7 protein-coding genes are annotated in these 16,813 nt (G+C 72.2%); 5 read left to right on the forward strand and 2 right to left on the reverse strand.

The window, feature by feature from the left end; genetic code table 11:
• The first annotated feature begins 100 nt into the window (after window positions 1–100).
• The 3 genes from VM95_RS09480 (at window position 101) to VM95_RS09490 (ending at window position 3,320) form a co-directional block, all read left to right on the forward strand.
• Window positions 101–1,339, forward strand: coding sequence for a styrene monooxygenase/indole monooxygenase family protein (locus VM95_RS09480; RefSeq protein ID WP_045694001.1), 1,239 nt, complete (start codon window positions 101–103; stop codon window positions 1,337–1,339).
• A 79-nt stretch (window positions 1,340–1,418) separates the two neighbouring features.
• Complete coding sequence (locus tag VM95_RS09485) at window positions 1,419–1,868, forward strand: archease (RefSeq protein ID WP_045694003.1); 450 nt, start codon at window positions 1,419–1,421, stop codon at window positions 1,866–1,868.
• 24 nt (window positions 1,869–1,892) lie between these two features.
• Window positions 1,893–3,320, forward strand: coding sequence for an RtcB family protein (locus VM95_RS09490; RefSeq protein WP_045694006.1), 1,428 nt, complete (start codon window positions 1,893–1,895; stop codon window positions 3,318–3,320).
• 77 nt (window positions 3,321–3,397) lie between these two features.
• Here the strand turns inward: VM95_RS09490 and VM95_RS09495 are convergent, their stop codons facing one another.
• Window positions 3,398–10,159, reverse strand: a complete 6,762-nt coding sequence (locus tag VM95_RS09495) for an RHS repeat-associated core domain-containing protein (protein WP_157882021.1) — start codon at window positions 10,157–10,159, stop codon at window positions 3,398–3,400.
• 624 nt (window positions 10,160–10,783) lie between these two features.
• On the opposite strand from VM95_RS09495, the gene VM95_RS09500 reads away from it, so the two are divergent.
• Window positions 10,784–14,317 (forward strand): ricin-type beta-trefoil lectin domain protein, encoded by a 3,534-nt coding sequence (locus VM95_RS09500; protein ID WP_045694009.1) that lies wholly within the window; start codon window positions 10,784–10,786, stop codon window positions 14,315–14,317.
• A 303-nt stretch (window positions 14,318–14,620) separates the two neighbouring features.
• Here the strand turns inward: VM95_RS09500 and VM95_RS09505 are convergent, their stop codons facing one another.
• Window positions 14,621–16,117, reverse strand: a complete 1,497-nt coding sequence (locus tag VM95_RS09505; protein WP_107072899.1) for a carboxylesterase/lipase family protein — start codon at window positions 16,115–16,117, stop codon at window positions 14,621–14,623.
• Window positions 16,118–16,213: 96 nt separating this feature from the next.
• Between VM95_RS09505 and VM95_RS09510 the strand changes: the two genes are divergently transcribed.
• Window positions 16,214–16,813: TetR/AcrR family transcriptional regulator (locus VM95_RS09510; RefSeq protein WP_052707236.1), on the forward strand; the 600-nt coding region annotated here is incomplete at its 3' end.

A 16,813-nucleotide genomic window follows, 5' to 3' on the forward strand; every position in this document is an offset into this window, starting at 1 on the left:
GCGAGCCCCTCCGCCCTGGTGACGGGCCAGGCCCGCTCGGCTACTGTGCGAGGCTGACGTTCCGTCAGAACTGATCGGAAGAGCCCTCGGGAGGCCGCCCATGCGCCGGATCGCCGTCGTCGGAGCGGGCCAGGCCGGCCTGCAGCTCGCGCTCGGGCTGGTGGCGGACGGGTACGAGGTGACGCTGGTCGCCGAGCGGACGCCCGAGCAGGTGCGCGGCGGGCGGGTGCTGTCCACCCAGGCGATGTTCGGCCCGGCGCTGCGGATCGAGGCGGCCGCCGGGCTCGACCTGTGGGCCGACCGGGCGCCCGCCGTGCACGCCGTCCGCTCGGTGCTCGCCGCCCCGCCCGGGGTGAAGGCGCTCGAATTCACCATGACCCTGGACGACCCGGCCCAGTCCGTCGACCAGCGGCTCAAGCTGGCCCACTGGCTGGAACTCCTCGCCGAGCGCGGCGGCCGGATCGAGTACCGCTCGCTCGACCGCGACGGGCTGCGCGCACTCGCCCGCCGGCACGACCTGACGGTGGTCGCGGCCGGGCGCGGCGAACTCGCCGGGATCTTCGAACGCGACGCCGCCCGCTCGCCCTTCGACCGGCCGCAGCGCACGCTGTCCTGCCTGTACGTGCACGGCGTCGGCTCGCCGGATCCGGCGACCGAGCCCAGAGCTCGGATGCACGCGCTGCCCGGGCTCGGCGAGTTGTACCTGCAGCCGGCGCTCACCCTGTCCGGCCCGTGCGACATCCTGCTCTGGGAGTCGCTGCCCGGCGGCCCGCTCGACGCCTTCGGCGACCACCCCGCGCCCGACGTCCAACTGGCCCGGATGCGGGCGCTGTTGGCCGAGTACCTGCCCTGGGAGGCGGAGCTCTGGAGGCAGGCCGAGCCGACCGACGCGCTGGCCGGGCTCTCCGGGGCCGTCACCCCGGTCGTGCGGCGGCCGGTGGCGGAGCTCGGCTCCGGCGTCGACGGCGTCCACGTGCTCGGCCTCGGTGACGCCGTCGTCGTCAACGACCCGATCACCGGCCAGGGCGCCAACAGCGCCGCCCGCGCGGCCGAGGCCTACCGGCGCGCCATCGTCGAGCACGGCGACGCGCCCTTCACCGCCGACTGGATGTGCCGCACCGCCGAGCGGTTCTGGCAGCGGCACGCCCGGCACGGCGTCCGGCTCACCGCCGACCTGCTCGGCATGCCCGACCACCTGCAGGCCGTGTTCGCCGCCGCCGCCGAGCACCGGGCGGTCGCCGACCGGTTCGCCAACACCTACGCGGAGCCGAGCGACCACGAGGCCTGGCTGGCCACGCCCGAGCTGACCGCGGCCTACCTGGCATCGGTGCGCGGCTGACCGCGGCGGCTTGCCCCGGACCGGCCCGCAGGACCACGCTGGGAGGGGACGGATGCCCGCCCCTGGGAGGCGAGGACGGATGGACGGCCCCGGCCCGACCGGCCGCAGCGGCCACCGGAGCGTGCCGCACACCGCTGACCTGCGGGTGGAGGCGTGGGCGCCGACGCCCGAGGGCTGCATCGGCGAGCTGGTGCGCGCCGTGGTGGGCAGCTTCGCCGACCTGGAGGGCGCCCGGATCGTGGGGGAGCGCGGCTGCACCGTCTTCGGGGCGAGCGACGCCGACCTGCTGGCCGGCGTGCTGGAGGAGGTGGTCTACCGGATGGACGCGACCGGCGAGCTGCCCGCCGCGCTGGCCCTCGGCCCGATCCGCGGCCTGGACGGTGCCCGCAGCATCGAGGTGCGCTTCCGGATGGCCGACGCCGCCACCGCCGCCCTGGTGGGCGCCGTGCCGAAGGCCGTCTCGCTGCACGACCTCGACCTGAGCGGCGGCCCGGACGGCTGGACCTGCCGGGCCACCGTCGACGTCTGAACAGCCGGAAGCCGGGTGAGCGCGATGGAGATCGTCCTGGCCGAGGCGGGCCGCAACCGCTGGCGGATCGAACCGCGCCCGCCGATGCGGGTGCCCGGCGTCGTGTTCGCCACCGGCGCGCTGCTGCCGCAGGCCGCCGGGGACAAGGCGCTGGAGCAGGTCGCCAACGTGGCGGCGCTGCCCGGCATCGTCCGTGCCTCCTACGCGATGCCCGACGTGCACTGGGGCTACGGCTTCCCGATCGGCGGGGTCGCGGCCACCGACGTCGAGCGGGGCGGGGTGGTCTCGCCCGGCGGCGTCGGCTTCGACATCTCCTGCGGGGTCCGGCTGCTGGCGGCCGGCGTGACCCGCGAGGAGGTCGGCCCGGAGCGGATCGCCCGCCTGATGGACCTGCTGGACCGGATGGTCCCGCGCGGCCTCGGCCGGGGCGGCCTGTGGGAGCTCGACGGCCCGGCGGAGCTCGACGACCTGCTGCTCGGCGGCGCCCGCTACGCCGTCGAGCACGGCCACGGCGTGCCGCGCGACCTGGAGCGCTGCGAGGACGGCGGCGTGCTGGCCGGCGCCGCCCCCGCCGAGGTGAGCACCCGGGCCGTCGAGCGCGGGCTGCAGCAGGTCGGCAGCCTCGGCTCGGCCAACCACTTCCTGGAGGTGCAGGCCGTCGACCGGGTGCACGACGCGTCGACGGCCGCCGCTTTCGGGCTGCGGCCGGGCCAGGTCTGCGTGATGATCCACTGCGGTTCGCGCGGCCTCGGCCACCAGATCTGCACCGACCACGTCCGTGCCATGGACCGCGAACTGCACCGCCACCGGATCGAGCTGCCGGACCGCCAACTCGCCTGCACCCCGGTCGACTCCGCACGCGGCCGCGCCTACCTGGGCGCGATGACCGCCGCCGCCAACTACGGCCGGGCCAACCGCCAGCTGCTCTCCGAGGCGGCCCGCCGGGCCTTCGCCGCCGCCCTCGGCGTCGGCCTGGAGCTGGTCTACGACGTCTCGCACAACCTCGCCAAGCTGGAGACCCACGAGGTGGACGGCGTCGCGCGCACCCTGTGCGTCCACCGCAAGGGCGCCACCCGCGCCCTGCCGCCGGGCGACCCCGAACTGCCGGCCGACCTGCGCGCGGCCGGCCAGCCGGTGCTGGTGCCGGGCACGATGGGCACCGCCTCGTACGTGATGGTCGGCCTGCCCGGCAACGAGGCCTTCCGCTCCGCCTGCCACGGCGCCGGGCGGGTCTGGAGCCGCCACCAGGCGCTGCGGACGGTGCGCGGCGAGCAGCTGAAGCACGACCTGGAGGCGCACGGGGTGGCCGTCCGCCCGGCCTCGCTGCGGGCGCTCGCCGAGGAGGCGCCGGAGGCGTACAAGGACGTCGACGCGGTGGCCGCCGTCACCGAGGCCGCCGGCCTCGCCCGCCAGGTGGCCCGCCTGGTCCCCCTGGGCGTCGTCAAGGGCTGAGCCGGCGCCGGCACCGGGAGCCCGACGCCGGGCGGCCGTGCCTGCTGCTCGCGCAGCAGGCACGGCCGGAACGGTGATCAGTCTCCGGGGGCGAGGATGGTTCGATATCCCCACTCGAAGTGGTTCTCGACCGGGTTGCCGAGCTTCAACCCGGTCCACCAGGGCGCGGGCGAGGGCGCGCCCCTCGGTAGCACCTTGCTTGCCGAGTTCCAGTCCCAGTGGTCGTCCACGGTGAAGGTCATGTTCACGACGCGGTAGCCGTCCCGTGCCGGTTCGACACTGGTGATTCGTCCGTGCACCGTGAACGATCCCATCACCGACTTGGCTTCGCCGTTGGTGCCCAACAATCCGTCGGTCAGCGTACCGGCGAGGTCGTTGGCGGCCCCGATCAGCACGTTCTTCCAGTGAGGCAAGGTCTTGAACTGGGGGCCGACGTCCTCGTAGGACTCGGTATCGTCCTTGCCGATCGCATTGTTTCCATTCTCTTGATAGTTCTTGAGCAGTCTGTCACTGAGGGTTTTCACCTGGGACTGCTTGGCGAGATCGTTCACCAACGGGTCGCCCGCGCCGAAGTTCACCTTGTCGGTTCCGAACTGGTTGAGCAGCCACATCCCGAGGATGTTGTGGGCGTCGGCGCCGTTGGGGGGATAGGACGTGGTCCGGTAGACGCCGCAGCCGACTTCCTTGCAGATGCTCGTGTGTTTCTCCGCATACCTGAAGAAGTCGCAGATCTTCGCCTCGTTGTTGCAGATGTTGGGCTTGCGGGAGGAGTGGCTCGCCCCGACGCGCAGCCACAGCGGGGTCTTGCGGATGGTGTCGGTCCATACCCCGTGGTTCGAGGTCCAGGTCTCCTCGACGAGGGTGCCCTGCGGGGTCTCGCAGGTGCCGAAGCCGCCGCAGGTGCCCTCGGGGCGCAGGCCGGTGGGGTCGCTGAGGTTGACGGGGTTGTTGTTGCTGTAGCCGTACCCGTTCCACTGCTGTGGGGACGCGAGGTCGACGACGGGGTCGGGGCTGAGGAAGCGCCCGTGGACGGGGTCGTACTGGCGGGCGCCGAGGTTGGTGAGGCCGGTGGCGTCGTCCTTGGTGCCGCCGACGTAGCCGTGGTCGCCGGCCCAGGTGGTGGGCTGGGTGCCGCGGGGGTTGCCGAAGGGGTCGGAGGGGCGCCGGGTCTCGGTGAGGGTGGTGCCGTCGAGGGCGAGGGTGCCGGTGCCGTGGTGGTCGGCGATCTGGTAGGTGGACTTGCCGCCCTGGCGGACCAGGGTGGTGCCGCCGGGGATCTGGTAGGAGCGGACGCCGGTGACGCTGTTGGCGGTGCTGTCGTAGACCAGTTCGTCGTTGCCGAGCGTGATGGTGGTCTTGCCGGGGTCGCGGCGGATGAGCTGGTTGCCGGTGGCGTCGTAGAGGTAGGTGGTCGGTCCGGCGGTGCCCGTTTTGGTGTAGGAGGCGAGCTTGCTCTCGCTGTTCCAGGTCAGGGTGGCGGTGCCGGAGGTGTCGGTGACGGTGGTGGTGTTGCCCGCCGCGTCGTACTGGGCGCTGCTGCCGGTGGTGCCGGTCGGCGTCGTGGTGGTGGTGCCGGTCAGGGCGTGGGTGCCGCCGGTGCCGCCGCCGGTGTTGGGGGCGGTGGTCGGGGTGTTGACGGTCCCGGGGGCCGGGAAGGTCTGGTTGGTGGTGGTGTCCTTGGTGGTGTCACCGGCGGGGTCGTGCTGGACGAGCTGGGTGCGGTTGCCGGTGAGGTCGTAGCCGTAGCTCTGCCAGTACGCGGCGGGGCCGCCGACCGTGGTCTTCAGCGGGGCCTGGGCGCCGCTGGTGGGTGTGGAGTTGGCGCAGGCGCCGATGCCGCCGACCGTGGGTTGGGCGGCCTGGGTGAGTGTTCCGGTGTCCGTCCAGGCGTTGGTGAGGCGGCCGAGGTAGTCGTAGCCGAAGCACTGGAGGTCCGTGGAGGTCGGGGTGTTGTCCGGGATGTTCCGGACCGCCGTGATCTGCCCCGCCGCGTTGTAGGCGTAGGTGGTCTGCTGGACGGCGCCGGTGGCTGCGGTCTGCTTGTCGACGAACTGCGACAGCTGGCGGCCGGTGGATTCGTCGTAGGTGTTGGTGACGACGATCTGGGTGCCCCACGGGTTCATGGTGGAGCGGATGTTGCGGCCGTAGGCGTCCCAGTCCGAGGACAGGTCGTACGTGGTGGTGCCGGTGCCGTAGGTGCGCAGCGGGCCGTTGGTGTCGTACGTGTAGTGGACGACCTCTTCGGCGATGTCGCCGACGGCCGAGCGCTTGTCGTCGGTCAGGGCGCCGGTGATCGGGTCGTAGATCGCCTGGTAGGTGTAGGTGAAGGGAGTGGTGCCCTGGCCGATCTCGGTGCCGGGGATGGTGGTGGTGGTCTTGGTGGGGTGGTAGGCGGTGTCGTACTCCAGTACGGAGCTGGTGTAGGCGGTGCCGGAGGCCCCGTTGACGTAGCGGGTCGAGGTCGCGGGCTGGCCCTTGAGGACGGTGTCGTAGGTGGAGCCGGTCAGCTGGTTGGCCGGTGCGACCGTTCCCGAGTAGGTGCCGGTGACGCGGCCGAGCAGGTCGTAGGTGTAGGCGATGCTCTGCCCGCGCGCGTCGGTGGTCGATGCCAGTCGGCCTGCGGTGTCGTAGGTCTTGGCGCTGGTGCCGGTGTCCGGGTCGGACAGCGCGGTCTCGCGGCCGCGCTGGTCGTAGCTGCGGGTCCAGGTGTTGCCCGCGGCGTCCTTGTGGGTGGCGAGGCGGCCGTCGGCCGTGTAGGTGAAGGAGGTCACGTCCGCGTCGGCCTGGTTGCCGGTGGCGGTGGCCGTCTTGTACTGCCAGAGTTGGGTCTTCTGGCCGCGGGTGTCGGTGACGGTCGAGGTCGGTGTGGCGCCCGCGGGCGGCGTGACGTCGGTGCGGTCGGCGCCGGGATAGGCGGTGGTGGTCGTGGACTGGACCACGCCGTAGGCGACCAACTGCTGCGTCACCGGCCGGCCGAGGCCGTCGTAGACGGTGTAGGTCTGGGCCGGGGCCTGCTGGGTGGTGGTCAGGTACGGCGTGGTGCTCGGGGCGGCGTCGTTGTTGTACCAGGGGCTGTTGGCCCGGGTGACCCGGCCGTGTGAGTCGTAGACCGTGTCGGTGATCAGCCGGCCCTTGTAGGCGGACAGTGCGGGGGTGGACTGGGTCTGCACGACCCGTCCCGTGCCGTCCATGATCTGGATGCTGACGGCGTACGCTCCGTTCGCCAGCAACTTGGAGCTGGTCACGGTCGGGGGGACCGTGGTGCCGTTGACGACGCCGGGGGTCGAGTACGCGAACGTGGCGTTGGCAGCAGCAGTGGTGTCACGGCCCGGGAGCCACACAGCGGTGGCCCGTCCCAGTTGGTCGTAGGCCCGGTTGGTGGTGCGGCCGTTGGGGTCGGTCACGCTGGTGGGGATCAACCGTGCCGGGTCCACCTTGGTCGTCGTGGTGCGCCCGGAGGCTGCGTCACTGGCTCCGGCCGGGGCCGGGGCGGTGACCGTGAGGGTGTTCGGCAGTTCGCCGGCCTTCGCCGCGGTGTACGCGGTCGTCGTGGTGGCACCGTTCGGGTGCGCGCTGTCGGTGGCGTTCGGGTCGGTCGCGGAGGTCAGGCGCCCGTAGCCGTCGAAGGTCCGGCTCTCCGAGGTGAACTGCGGAGTGCCGGTGGAGTCGAAGTGGTCGAGCGTCTGCACGGCCGTCACGTCGTGCACGGCACCGAACCGGCCGATGGGCTGGCCGTCGTAGGCCGTCCTGGCCCAGGAGACGGTGTTGGCGGCGGTCGGTGCGGCGGTGCAGGCGTTGGCGCCGGACACCGTGATCACCTCGGACGGCAGTGCCAGGACCTGGGGGTCCGAGCCGGCCGCGTAGGTGGTGCGGGCACAGATGTCCGGCAGGCCGTCCGCGGTGTCGATCGAGGTGGTGGTGCGGTTGCCGTGGGCCGGGTCGGTCGTGGTGCTCTTGGTGGTCGTGCGCCAGGTGCCGTCCGCCTTCAACGAGCGTGACGTGGTGGTCGCGTTGGTGCTCGCGTACCGGGCGACGAGGGCGGGCATGCTGCCCTGGTTGTGGGTGGCGGTGGTGACCGGGCCGCTCGCGGTGTTCACCGTGGAGCCGGTGATGCTGCCGCCCGCCTGGGTGTAGGTGTCGGACTCCAGGGGCTGGCCGGAGAGCCAGTCGGAGTCGGTGACCTGGCCGCTCGTCGGGCCCGAGGCCGAGACGCTTCGGCGGGTGCCGTTGGCAAGGACGTCACCGTCCATGCCCTGGTAGAAGGTGGTCGAACTCTGCGACTGGGGGCCGTCGTTGCCGCTTCCGGTCACGGTGGTGACGCTGGCGTAGCCGCGGAACTGGTCCCAGGTGCGGTTCTTGTCCTGGGTGGCCGGCGAGTCGTTGCGGTGCCAGGCGGCCTTGCCGTAGGTGTACGTGGTGGTCTGCGGTACCGAGCCCGGGGTGGCCGGGTTCACGGTGACGGTGGCGACCGGGTACTTGAGGAACCAGTCGTCCACCGGGTCCGCGCCGGCGACGGAGCCGGGCGGGTTCCACTTCACGTTGTAGCAGGAGAGGGTGTCGCTGTCGGCGGAGGCCGGCATGACCTTGTTCGCGCGTGAGCAGGCGGCGCCGGCGTAGTTGACGCCGGTGGTGCTGCCGGTCTCGGCGGTGATCAGCTGGATGCGGGGCCGGTTGTAGGCGGGCGGCGCGGGCACGAGGTTGGTGCCGTCGACGCGGTTGGGCAGCAGCTGCGGGGTGAAGGACACCGGCGGGAGCGTGACCTGGCCGCCGGTGGCCTGGGGGTCCTGGCCGGTGCGCTGGACGGAGGCGAGCCAGGGGACCTGGGTGTTCTCGGTGGCGTTCTGCACGTTGATGAACGTGTGGTTGAGCGCGTACGAGTCCACGGTCTGGTAGGCGCCGTTGACGCGGACCTGGGTGGCGATGGACGCCAGCCACTTGGTGGTCCAGAACGTCGGCCCGTAGACCGAGCACGTGCTGGTGGCGTCGCACTGCTGGTCGAGTGGGACGTCCGGCCAGTTCGCCGCGTTGGCCGCGGTGCGCTGGGACGGGTCGCAGGCCGTGGTGGAGGTGACGCAGCGCTCGGCGGTGTTGAAGACGATCTTCGCGGCGGGGCTGTAGGCGCCGTTGTTGTTCAACTGGTCGGAGAGGAGCTGGCCGTAGCCGATGGTGGCGGGCGTGCCGGCGCGGGTGTAGGCGGTGCGGGTGCCGTTGCCGTTGTTCTGGGCGCCGCCGCGGGAGTAGTAGTTCGTCTCGGGGGTGTACGTGTAGGTGGTGAGGTTGCCGTGCGGGTCCACGACGAAGTCGAGGTTCCAGCGCCAGGCGGTCTGGCACCAGGAGCCCTGGCCCTTGGCGGGGTCGTAGCACGGGTCCCCGCTGTTGGGGGAGTAGACCGGGACGGTCCAGGCGGAGCCGCTGTCCGCGCCGAGGGTGGTGGGGTTGCCGTTCGCGTCCGGTACGTGGTTCAGGCCGAAGTAGGCCACGGTGCCGGCGGTGTCGGTGACCTTGAGGTAGGAGCCGTTCCAGGTGCCGTTGGTGGCGCCGGTCAGGAACTGGACCTTGGTGCCGTCGTCGCCCTTGAGCCGCCAGGTGCAGGCGGCCTGCTCCATCGCGGCGGGCGCGCCGGACTGGCAGGAGGCGTCGTCCGGCACGAGCTGGCCGGAGTGGCCGCCGAAGGACATGGTCAGGTTCGCGCCGCCCCAGCACTGGTCACCGGAGCCGGTGATCCCGGCCTGGGAGCAGGGCTTGAAGGAACGCTCGACGAAGCCGGCACCGAGGTCCCAGCCGTCGCCGATCCAGGAGGCCTGCGCGTTCGTCGACGACGTGCGTCCGTCCACCGACGCCGAGTCGTACGACAGCGCAACCGTCGGCGCCGAACCGGCCAGCGCGGACGGCACCTGCACCGGGTACCCGTACGTGAACGCGCCGGACGAGCCGCCCGCGGTCCAACCCTGGGAAGCCGAGAGGGGAGTCGCCGAGTAGCTGCCGGCCCCGCTCGACGCGCCCGACACCACGCCGACCGTGGTGGACGTGGTCGTGGAGCCCGCGTACACCGCGCGGCCCGCGCTCTGGCCCGCGCTCTGGCTCGCGTCGGTCGCGGTCTTCGTGGCGGGAGCCTTGGCGGTCCCGGTTCCGTTCAGCGGGACGTCGGCGACGAGCTTCTTCGTCGCCGGGTCGTAGTGGGACTCGAGCGGGGTCTGCTTGTGGCAATCGGAAGCCTGCGGCGTCGTGGTCGCGCAGTCGGGCAGGACCACCAGGTGGGCTCGGGCCGCCCAGTTGGCGCCGAACGCGGCATCCAGACTGGAGGCGTCGACGCCCACGCGCACCGGTGCGTCATCGGTTGTGCCGGAGCCGGGGCGGGTGAGGGTGACCGCGACGCCCGGGATCCCGGCGCTCGCCGAGGACTTGGCGTCGGCCACCTCGACCTGGATCGTCTGGCCCGCGGCCGACGAGCCCGCCAGCGGCGCGACAGCGACCGGGAGCCCGGCGGCCTTCGCCTCGTCGCCGGCCTGCGGCTTCTCGCCCTCCTTCAGGGGGTGCGCCTCGGGCGCGGATCCGAGCTTCACCGAGGCGTGGCCGCTCGGGACCGGCTTCGGGTCCTTCGGCGGGGCCCAGGTCGGCGGCACCGGATGTTCCGGCTTCGGGGCCGCCACCGGGTCGGCGTTCTTGCCCGCGACCGAGGCGGTCTTCGGCAGGGCGGTGTTCGGCGGTGACCACGTGCGCGAATAGTCCGGCCCGTCCGCGGCCGCCGCTAGTGGCAGCGGAGCCAGCAGCGACCCGACGACGGCCGCTGTCGCGACGGCCGCGAGCCGTCCGCGCAGTCTCCCCCTCCTTTCTGTCATTGTCCTGAAGTCTGAGTGACTTTTACGGAACACCAGCTGATCCTCCGGTCATTTCGGTTCCTGGAATTCGGGAGTCATGTCCCGGGTGAGGTATCGAAGAAATCCCTGATCGGGCACTGTGGATGTGTCCTGATCCGAGGGCGCGCCAGGCCCGTCGAGGTGGTGTTCGGGTGCACCCGCTCGGATGTGGGTCGTCGGTGGCGAGAAAAAGCTTTGCCATTCGCGGTCAGCCCCGGAAGGCGTTCCGGCTGTCGCCTTCCGGACTGTCCGACGCCGGACTTGATGTCGCGTACATGTCATCCACGCGTCGAGCTCCCCGGCCCCGGCCCAGGTCATCCGCCCCGGCTGGGCCGAGGCTTCTCGCGGGTGCCGTGAATCGGCCATTTCACCGTCATCGGGAACTTCGCCATCGGATTGATCTAGCCACTGCTTCGTTCGTCCCCTACGGTTCCCCCTGGCCTGTGTCCGTTCAGGCTTTCCTGTGTTTATTGGGGGGAGATTTCCGTTTTGAACAGAAAACGGCTACGCGCGAGTGCGCCACTCAGGGCAGTGACCGCGGCAGCGGTTCTGGTCCTCACGACCGGCCTCTCAGGGTTCACTGCTCACGCTGCCGATGCGCCGGCGGTGCCGTCGCAAGCCGCGACCGACGCCGCCACCGCGCAGCAGCAGGCGCAGCCGCCGGCAGGTGCGGCGGAGAAGGCCATTGCCGAGGCCAAGGCCACGCAAAAGAACGTTCCGGTCGACTCGCTCACGACCGAATTCAGTGAGACCTCCGCGACCCCGGAGGGGCATTTCGCCCTCACTACTCATCCGGACCAGCAGCGCGTTCGCCGCGACGGGGCCTGGCAGAAACTGGACGCGTCCCTCGCGGCCAACCAGGACGGCACGTTCTCCCCGAAGTCCGCCGCGGGTCAGTTGGTGCTGTCCAAGGGCGGGGACGGGCCGCTGGCGACCATGACCAGCGCGGACGGCAAGAAGCTGGCCCTGTCGGCCCCGTTCGCGCTGCCCGCGCCGGTCGTCAGCGGCGACAGCGTGCTGTACCCGTCCGTCGCGCCCGACATCGACCTGAAGGTGACCGCGACCAAGGCCGGCGGCTTGACCACGGTCCTCGTCGTCAAGACCCAGGCCGCCGCGGCCAATCCGGTCCTGAAGAACCTGCACTTCGACACCGCCACGGACGGCGTCACCGTCACGAGCGACGCGCACGGCAACCTCACCGCCGCCGGCGCGGACGGCAAGCCCCGCTGGATCGCCCGCACCCCGCAGATGTGGGATAGCTCCACCGCGCCGGCGACGAAGACCCCCCGGGCGCACGCCGCGGCCCCGTCCGACATCCCCGGCCCCGCGGACACCGGCAAGGCCGCCGCCACCGGCTCCACCGCCGGCCCCGGCGAGGGCTCCAAGGTCGCCGACATGCCCGTCAAGGCGGGCGACAAGGGTCTCGACCTGACGCCCGACCAGGACCTCCTGGCCCACGGCACGGCCCCGTACTACATCGACCCCGACTTCCTGCCCTGGTCGCAGTCGGGCAACGGCTGGACCTGGGTCCAGTCGTCCCACGACGGCTCCAACAACTGGATGCGCCAGGGCAGCGCCAACAGCGACCACCCGGGCGTCGGCGTCTGCGGCTCCTACCCCAACGGGGGCAGCTGCTCGCCCGCCGACATCGAGCGCGCCTTCTACCAGTTCGACATCAGCGCCCTTAACGGGGCGATCATCAAGTCCGCGACGATGACGATGCAGGAGTACGTCTCCGCCGACTGGTCCTGCACCCAGACCTACCCGCTCCGGCTGTTCCTCACCGGCGCGATCGGCAACGGCACGACCTGGTCCAACCAGCCCGGCCAGGTGGGCGGTCAGCTCGGCGACACCGCCATGGTCGGTGGCTCGGGCCAGGGCGCGTGCCACGACAACGTGGCGTTCTCCTTCGACATCAGCGGCGCGGTGAAGCAGTACACCAACAACGGCCAGCTGACCTTCGGCCTCTACGGCGACGAGAGCAACCAGTACGCCTTCAAGCGCTTCACCTACCAGCCCGCGCTGTCCGTCCTGTACGACCGGATCCCCGACGTTCCGAGCAACCCCCACGTGTCCCCGACGCCCAGGACGGCCAACCCCGCAGGGACCAACCTGGCCTGCGGCGACGTCAACAGTGACCACTGGGCCTGGCTCGGCGCGGGCTCCGACCAGAACAACGCCGTCACGCTGAGCGCCACCGTCCACAGCCCCACCCAGAGCCAGCTCCACTCGTACGACCAGTTCTGGGACTACGGCGCTCCCGGCGGCATCGCCTACGTCGCCCAGGGCGACACGGCCGACGTCGCCAACGGAGGCACCACGACCTTCCAGGTCCCCGGCGGCCTGATCAAGGACGGCCACGCCTACGGCTACCGGATGTACGCCTCGGACGGGCTGAGCGGCGTTCCGCGCTCCGGCCCCAGCTACGACTGCTACTTCAAGGTCGACCTCGCCCCGCCGACCCTGAGCTTCCCGACCACGGTCACCGACACCACCAAGCAGTTCCCGCCCTCGGGCAACGGCCAGACGGCGCAGATCTACCCCGGGCAGAGCGGCACCATCCCGTTCACCGCGACCGACCCGGCCCCCGCTGTCGGCTCCGCCTCGGGTGTGGTCTGCCTGCGCTGGAGCTTCGACCCGCAACTCGGCGACGCCGCCTGGCAGTGCGGCAGCGCCATGCCGAGCGGCCAGATCCCGGTGACCCCCGGACGCTGGGGCACCAACGTCCTCTACGTCCAGGCCGAGGACAACGCCGGCAACCTCTCCCCGGTCGCCCAGTACTCCTTCTCCGTGCCGTGGAACCCGAACAGCCCGGCCCCGACCTTCGGCGACGTCACCGGCGACGCCCTGCCCGACATCCTCACCGCCGACCCGAACGGCGACCTGCGCGCCTACAGCATCCCCGCCACCGCGCAGGCGGCTGCGCTCGCGGCGCCCAAAGCCAAGTCCCCCGGCGGCGACTCCTGGGCCAACTACCGCACCACCCACCGCGGCAGCCTGCGCGGCGGCACCAACCTCGACGACCTCTTCGCCCACAAGGACGGCGACAAGAGCCTCTACTACTACCTCAACCCCGGCGTGGCGAACATCTTCGACGCCAACAGCACCCTCGCCAAGCCGGCCTGCGACCCGACCCTGACCGACTGCACCGGCTACAACGCCACCGACTGGTCCACCACCCTGCAGGTCGCCGCCAGCGGCGACCCGAAGAGCAGCAACCTCGACACGAGCAAGAAGTTCCAGAACCGCACCGGCCTGTTCACCGTCGAGAGCAGCCCGGACGGCACCGGCGCCCTCTGGTTCTACCCGAGCGTCGGCGACGCCCTTCTCGGCTCCCCGACCAAGCTCGCCGGCACGGGCTGGAAGGGCTGGGACCTCATCTCCCCCGGAGACTGGGCCGGCCAGGGACACCCCGGCCTGTGGGCACGCAACCAGGGCTCGACGGGTGAACTGCGCGCCTACACCTTCACCCTGGGAACCGTCACCGTCCGCGACCCGTTCGGCGGGGGCGCCCCGTTCCCCACCCTCACCGGCATCGCCACCGACACCAGGATCGGCTGGGGCGTCTCCGCGTCCCGCTGGCCGGCGATCGGATCCGACGGCGACCTCACCGGCTCCGGATCACCCACCCTGTGGGGCATGACCGCCAACGGCGTCATCCAGATCTGGACCGGCCACTCCACCACCACCGACCCCTACTACACCTGGACCACCGGCCCGGACAGCGTCCTGAGCACCTACACCGCCAACGGCCCCGTCACCTACGCCGCCCAGAGCGGCAAGTGCCTGGACGTCAACGGCGGCCTCTTCGCCCCCGGCGCCGCCGCCCAGATCTGGGACTGCAACTCCACCAACGCCCACTGGACCTTCCAGCCGGACGGCACCCTGCGCACCCTCGGCGGCTGCCTCGACGCCACCGCGATGGGAACCGCCAGCGGCACCCCGCTGGAACTCTGGAACTGCGGCAACCTCTCGCCCAACCAGATCTTCCTGCCCAGGGCGGACGGCAGCCTCTACAACCCCTACTCCGGCCGCTGCGTCGACGTCCCCTTCGGCAGCGCGACCAACGGCGCCCGACTCGCACTCTGGGACTGCAACGGCGGACCCTCCCAGAAGTGGGTCCTCCCCGCCCGGAGTTGATCCCGTAGCACAGGGACCCGACCGGGCCGGGTGAGCCGCGACGCGGCTCACCCGGCCCACTCTCGTTCTGCTCGGTGGAGGTGAAGGGCTCGGGGTGGGAGTCAACGGGTGCGCCGAGGTCCGAGCCACCCTGACCGACGTGACCGCCACCCGTGATGACAAGCTGCAGGACGGGTTCGGCCAAGGACCACTGCACTACGCCGCCCAGTACGCGACGGTCGACGACCCGTACTGGTCGCACTGACACCGCTGAGCCCGCCCGGTCCGAGGGTCTGCCGGAACGACCGCCCCCGCCGCCGCCCGTCAGTCCCGGGCGAGATCGAAGGCGGTGGGGGCGTGCCCCGCCCAGATCCGGCGGGAGGCCTGCTCGGGGTAGCGGACGGTCCGGGAGCGGGTGTCGAGCACCCGGGTGAGCTGTCGGTCCGGCTCGTGGGCCGGCCAGCCGGGGGCGCCGGTGGTGGCGAAGCGGATCCAGGCCCGGCGCAGTTCGGCGGAGAGTTCGACGGCCTCCGGGGCGGGTGGGTCGCCGAGGAAGTGCCGGCCCACCGGGCTGTCCTGGGTGCCGAAGGCGAGCGGCACGTCGAGTCCGTGGCAGGCGCCGAACACCCCGCCCATGGCCGGGGCGGGGAAGGCCAGTTCGAAGAGGTACGAGCTGCCGCCGGCCGCGGTGTTGCCCTCGGCCAGCTCCAGGGATGGCATCCGGAACAGGGCGTCGGAGCTGACGGCTTCGAGCAGGTCCGAGGCGGTGGCCCCGGGGTGCGCGGCGCGGTAGGCGGCCGGGCCGGCCGGGGCCGGGGCGAACAGGTCGAGGGCGGTGTGGGCCTCGTCGTCGGTGAAGGCGCCGTGCCGGCCGGCGAGGACGGTGAACAGCCGGAACTCGTCGCGGGTGTGGCCGACCAGCAGGTCGGTGCCCGCGGCCCGGCCGGTGGCCAGTGCCGCCCAGGGCTCCTCGGTCAGGACCTCGCCGTCGACCACCGGAACGGTGGCGATGCCGCCCTGCGCCAACCGGCCCCAGCGTGCGAGGTGGTGGGGGAGCGTGGTGCCCAGGTCGGTGACGGCCGAGGCCAGGCGCCAGGGGTCGACCTCGGCCAGGGCGGCGGCGGTGGGGGCGGTGCCGAGCCGCCGGGCCAGGTCGGCAGTGACCTCGGTGGCCAGCGCCGGGGTGCAGAGGTTGCCCGGGACGGTGTGGGCGACGGCCCGGCGGAACAGGCCGCGGGCCCGGCCCATGGTGAGGAGCGCGGCGACCGACCCGGCGCCGGCGGACTGGCCGGCGACGGTCACCCGGTCGGGATCGCCGCCGAACGCGGCGATGTTGTGCCGCACCCACTCCAGGGCCGCGATCTGGTCGAGGAAGGCGCGGTTGGCCGGGGCGTCCGGCAGCAGGGCGAAACCCTCCGCGCCCAGCCGGTAGTTGACACTCACCACGACCAGGCCGGCGCCGGCCAGTTCGGTGGGGTCGTACAGCGGGTCGCCGGAGGTGCCCGAGAGGTACCCGCCGCCGTGGATCCAGACGAAGACGGGCAGCCCGGCCGTGCCCGGGTCCGGGGTGCAGACGTTGAGCGTGAGCCAGTCGGTGCCCCGGGTCGGTTCGGCGGGCAGCGGGCCGGACTGCGGGGCGACGGGGCCGAAGGCGACGGTCTCGCGGACGCCGTCCCAGCGCTCGGGCGGGGCGGGGGCGGCGAAACGCAGCGGTCCGATCGGCGGCCGGGCGTACGGGATGCCGCGGAAGACCGCGAGCCCCCGGTCCAGCAGGCCGCGGACGGTCCCCTCGGTGGTGCGGACGACGGGTTGGACGAGCACGTGGACGCTCCTCATGTCGGGTGCCGCCAGCGTTGTCAGTCAGATGTATTATGTCAAGCGTATGGGAAAGGCTCCGAAGAGGGAGGGCAACCGGCCGTGCCCAAGCAGGTGGATCACCAGGAGCGCCGCGAGACCATCGCCCGCGCACTCTGGCGGGTTGTCGAACAGCGCGGCGCCACGCATCTGACCCTGCGCGAGGTCGCCCAGGAGGCGGGCATCTCGCTCGGCCAGCTGCAGCACTACTTCGGCTCCCGGGCGAAGCTGCTCGCCTTCGCGATGGACTTCGCCGGCGAGCAGAGCGCCCTGCGGGTCGGCCGGGCGCTGGCGGTGCTCGGTGAACGGCCGCACCCGCGCGAGGTGGTGCGGGCGATGCTGGTCGAGATGCTGCCGCTGCACGCCGACGCGCGGGCGACCAGCCGGATGAGCGCCGCCTACGTGCTGGAGGCGCTGCACGACGAGTCCGTCCACGCCCGGGCGCGCGGCGGGCTGCTGCAGGGGCGGGCCATGGTCGAGCAGGTGGTGCGGCAGGCGATCGCGGACGGGCTGGTCCCGGCCGACCGCGATCCGGTGGTGGAGACCGACCTGCTGCTCGCGCTCACCGGGTTCACCACCCTCCTGGAGCTGGGCGTGGTCACGCCGGCGGCGGTGCTCACGGCCGTCGACCGGCACCTGGACGGGCTGTTCGCGGGCGGGGCC

It is taken from the genome of Streptomyces rubellomurinus, from assembly GCF_000961885.1.
Lineage (GTDB): Bacteria > Actinomycetota > Actinomycetes > Streptomycetales > Streptomycetaceae > Kitasatospora > Kitasatospora rubellomurina.

Excerpts from the sequence above, each read along its gene's own strand:
- VM95_RS09480 (WP_045694001.1), top strand. The coding sequence starts at position 101 with ATGCGCCGGATCGCCGTCGTCGGAGCGGGCCAGGCCGGCCTGCAGCTC.
- VM95_RS09490 (WP_045694006.1), top strand. The coding sequence starts at position 1,893 with ATGGAGATCGTCCTGGCCGAGGCGGGCCGCAACCGCTGGCGGATCGAA.
- VM95_RS09495 (WP_157882021.1), bottom strand. The coding sequence starts at position 10,159 with ATGACAGAAAGGAGGGGGAGACTGCGCGGACGGCTCGCGGCCGTCGCG.
- VM95_RS09485 (WP_045694003.1), top strand. The coding sequence starts at position 1,419 with ATGGACGGCCCCGGCCCGACCGGCCGCAGCGGCCACCGGAGCGTGCCG.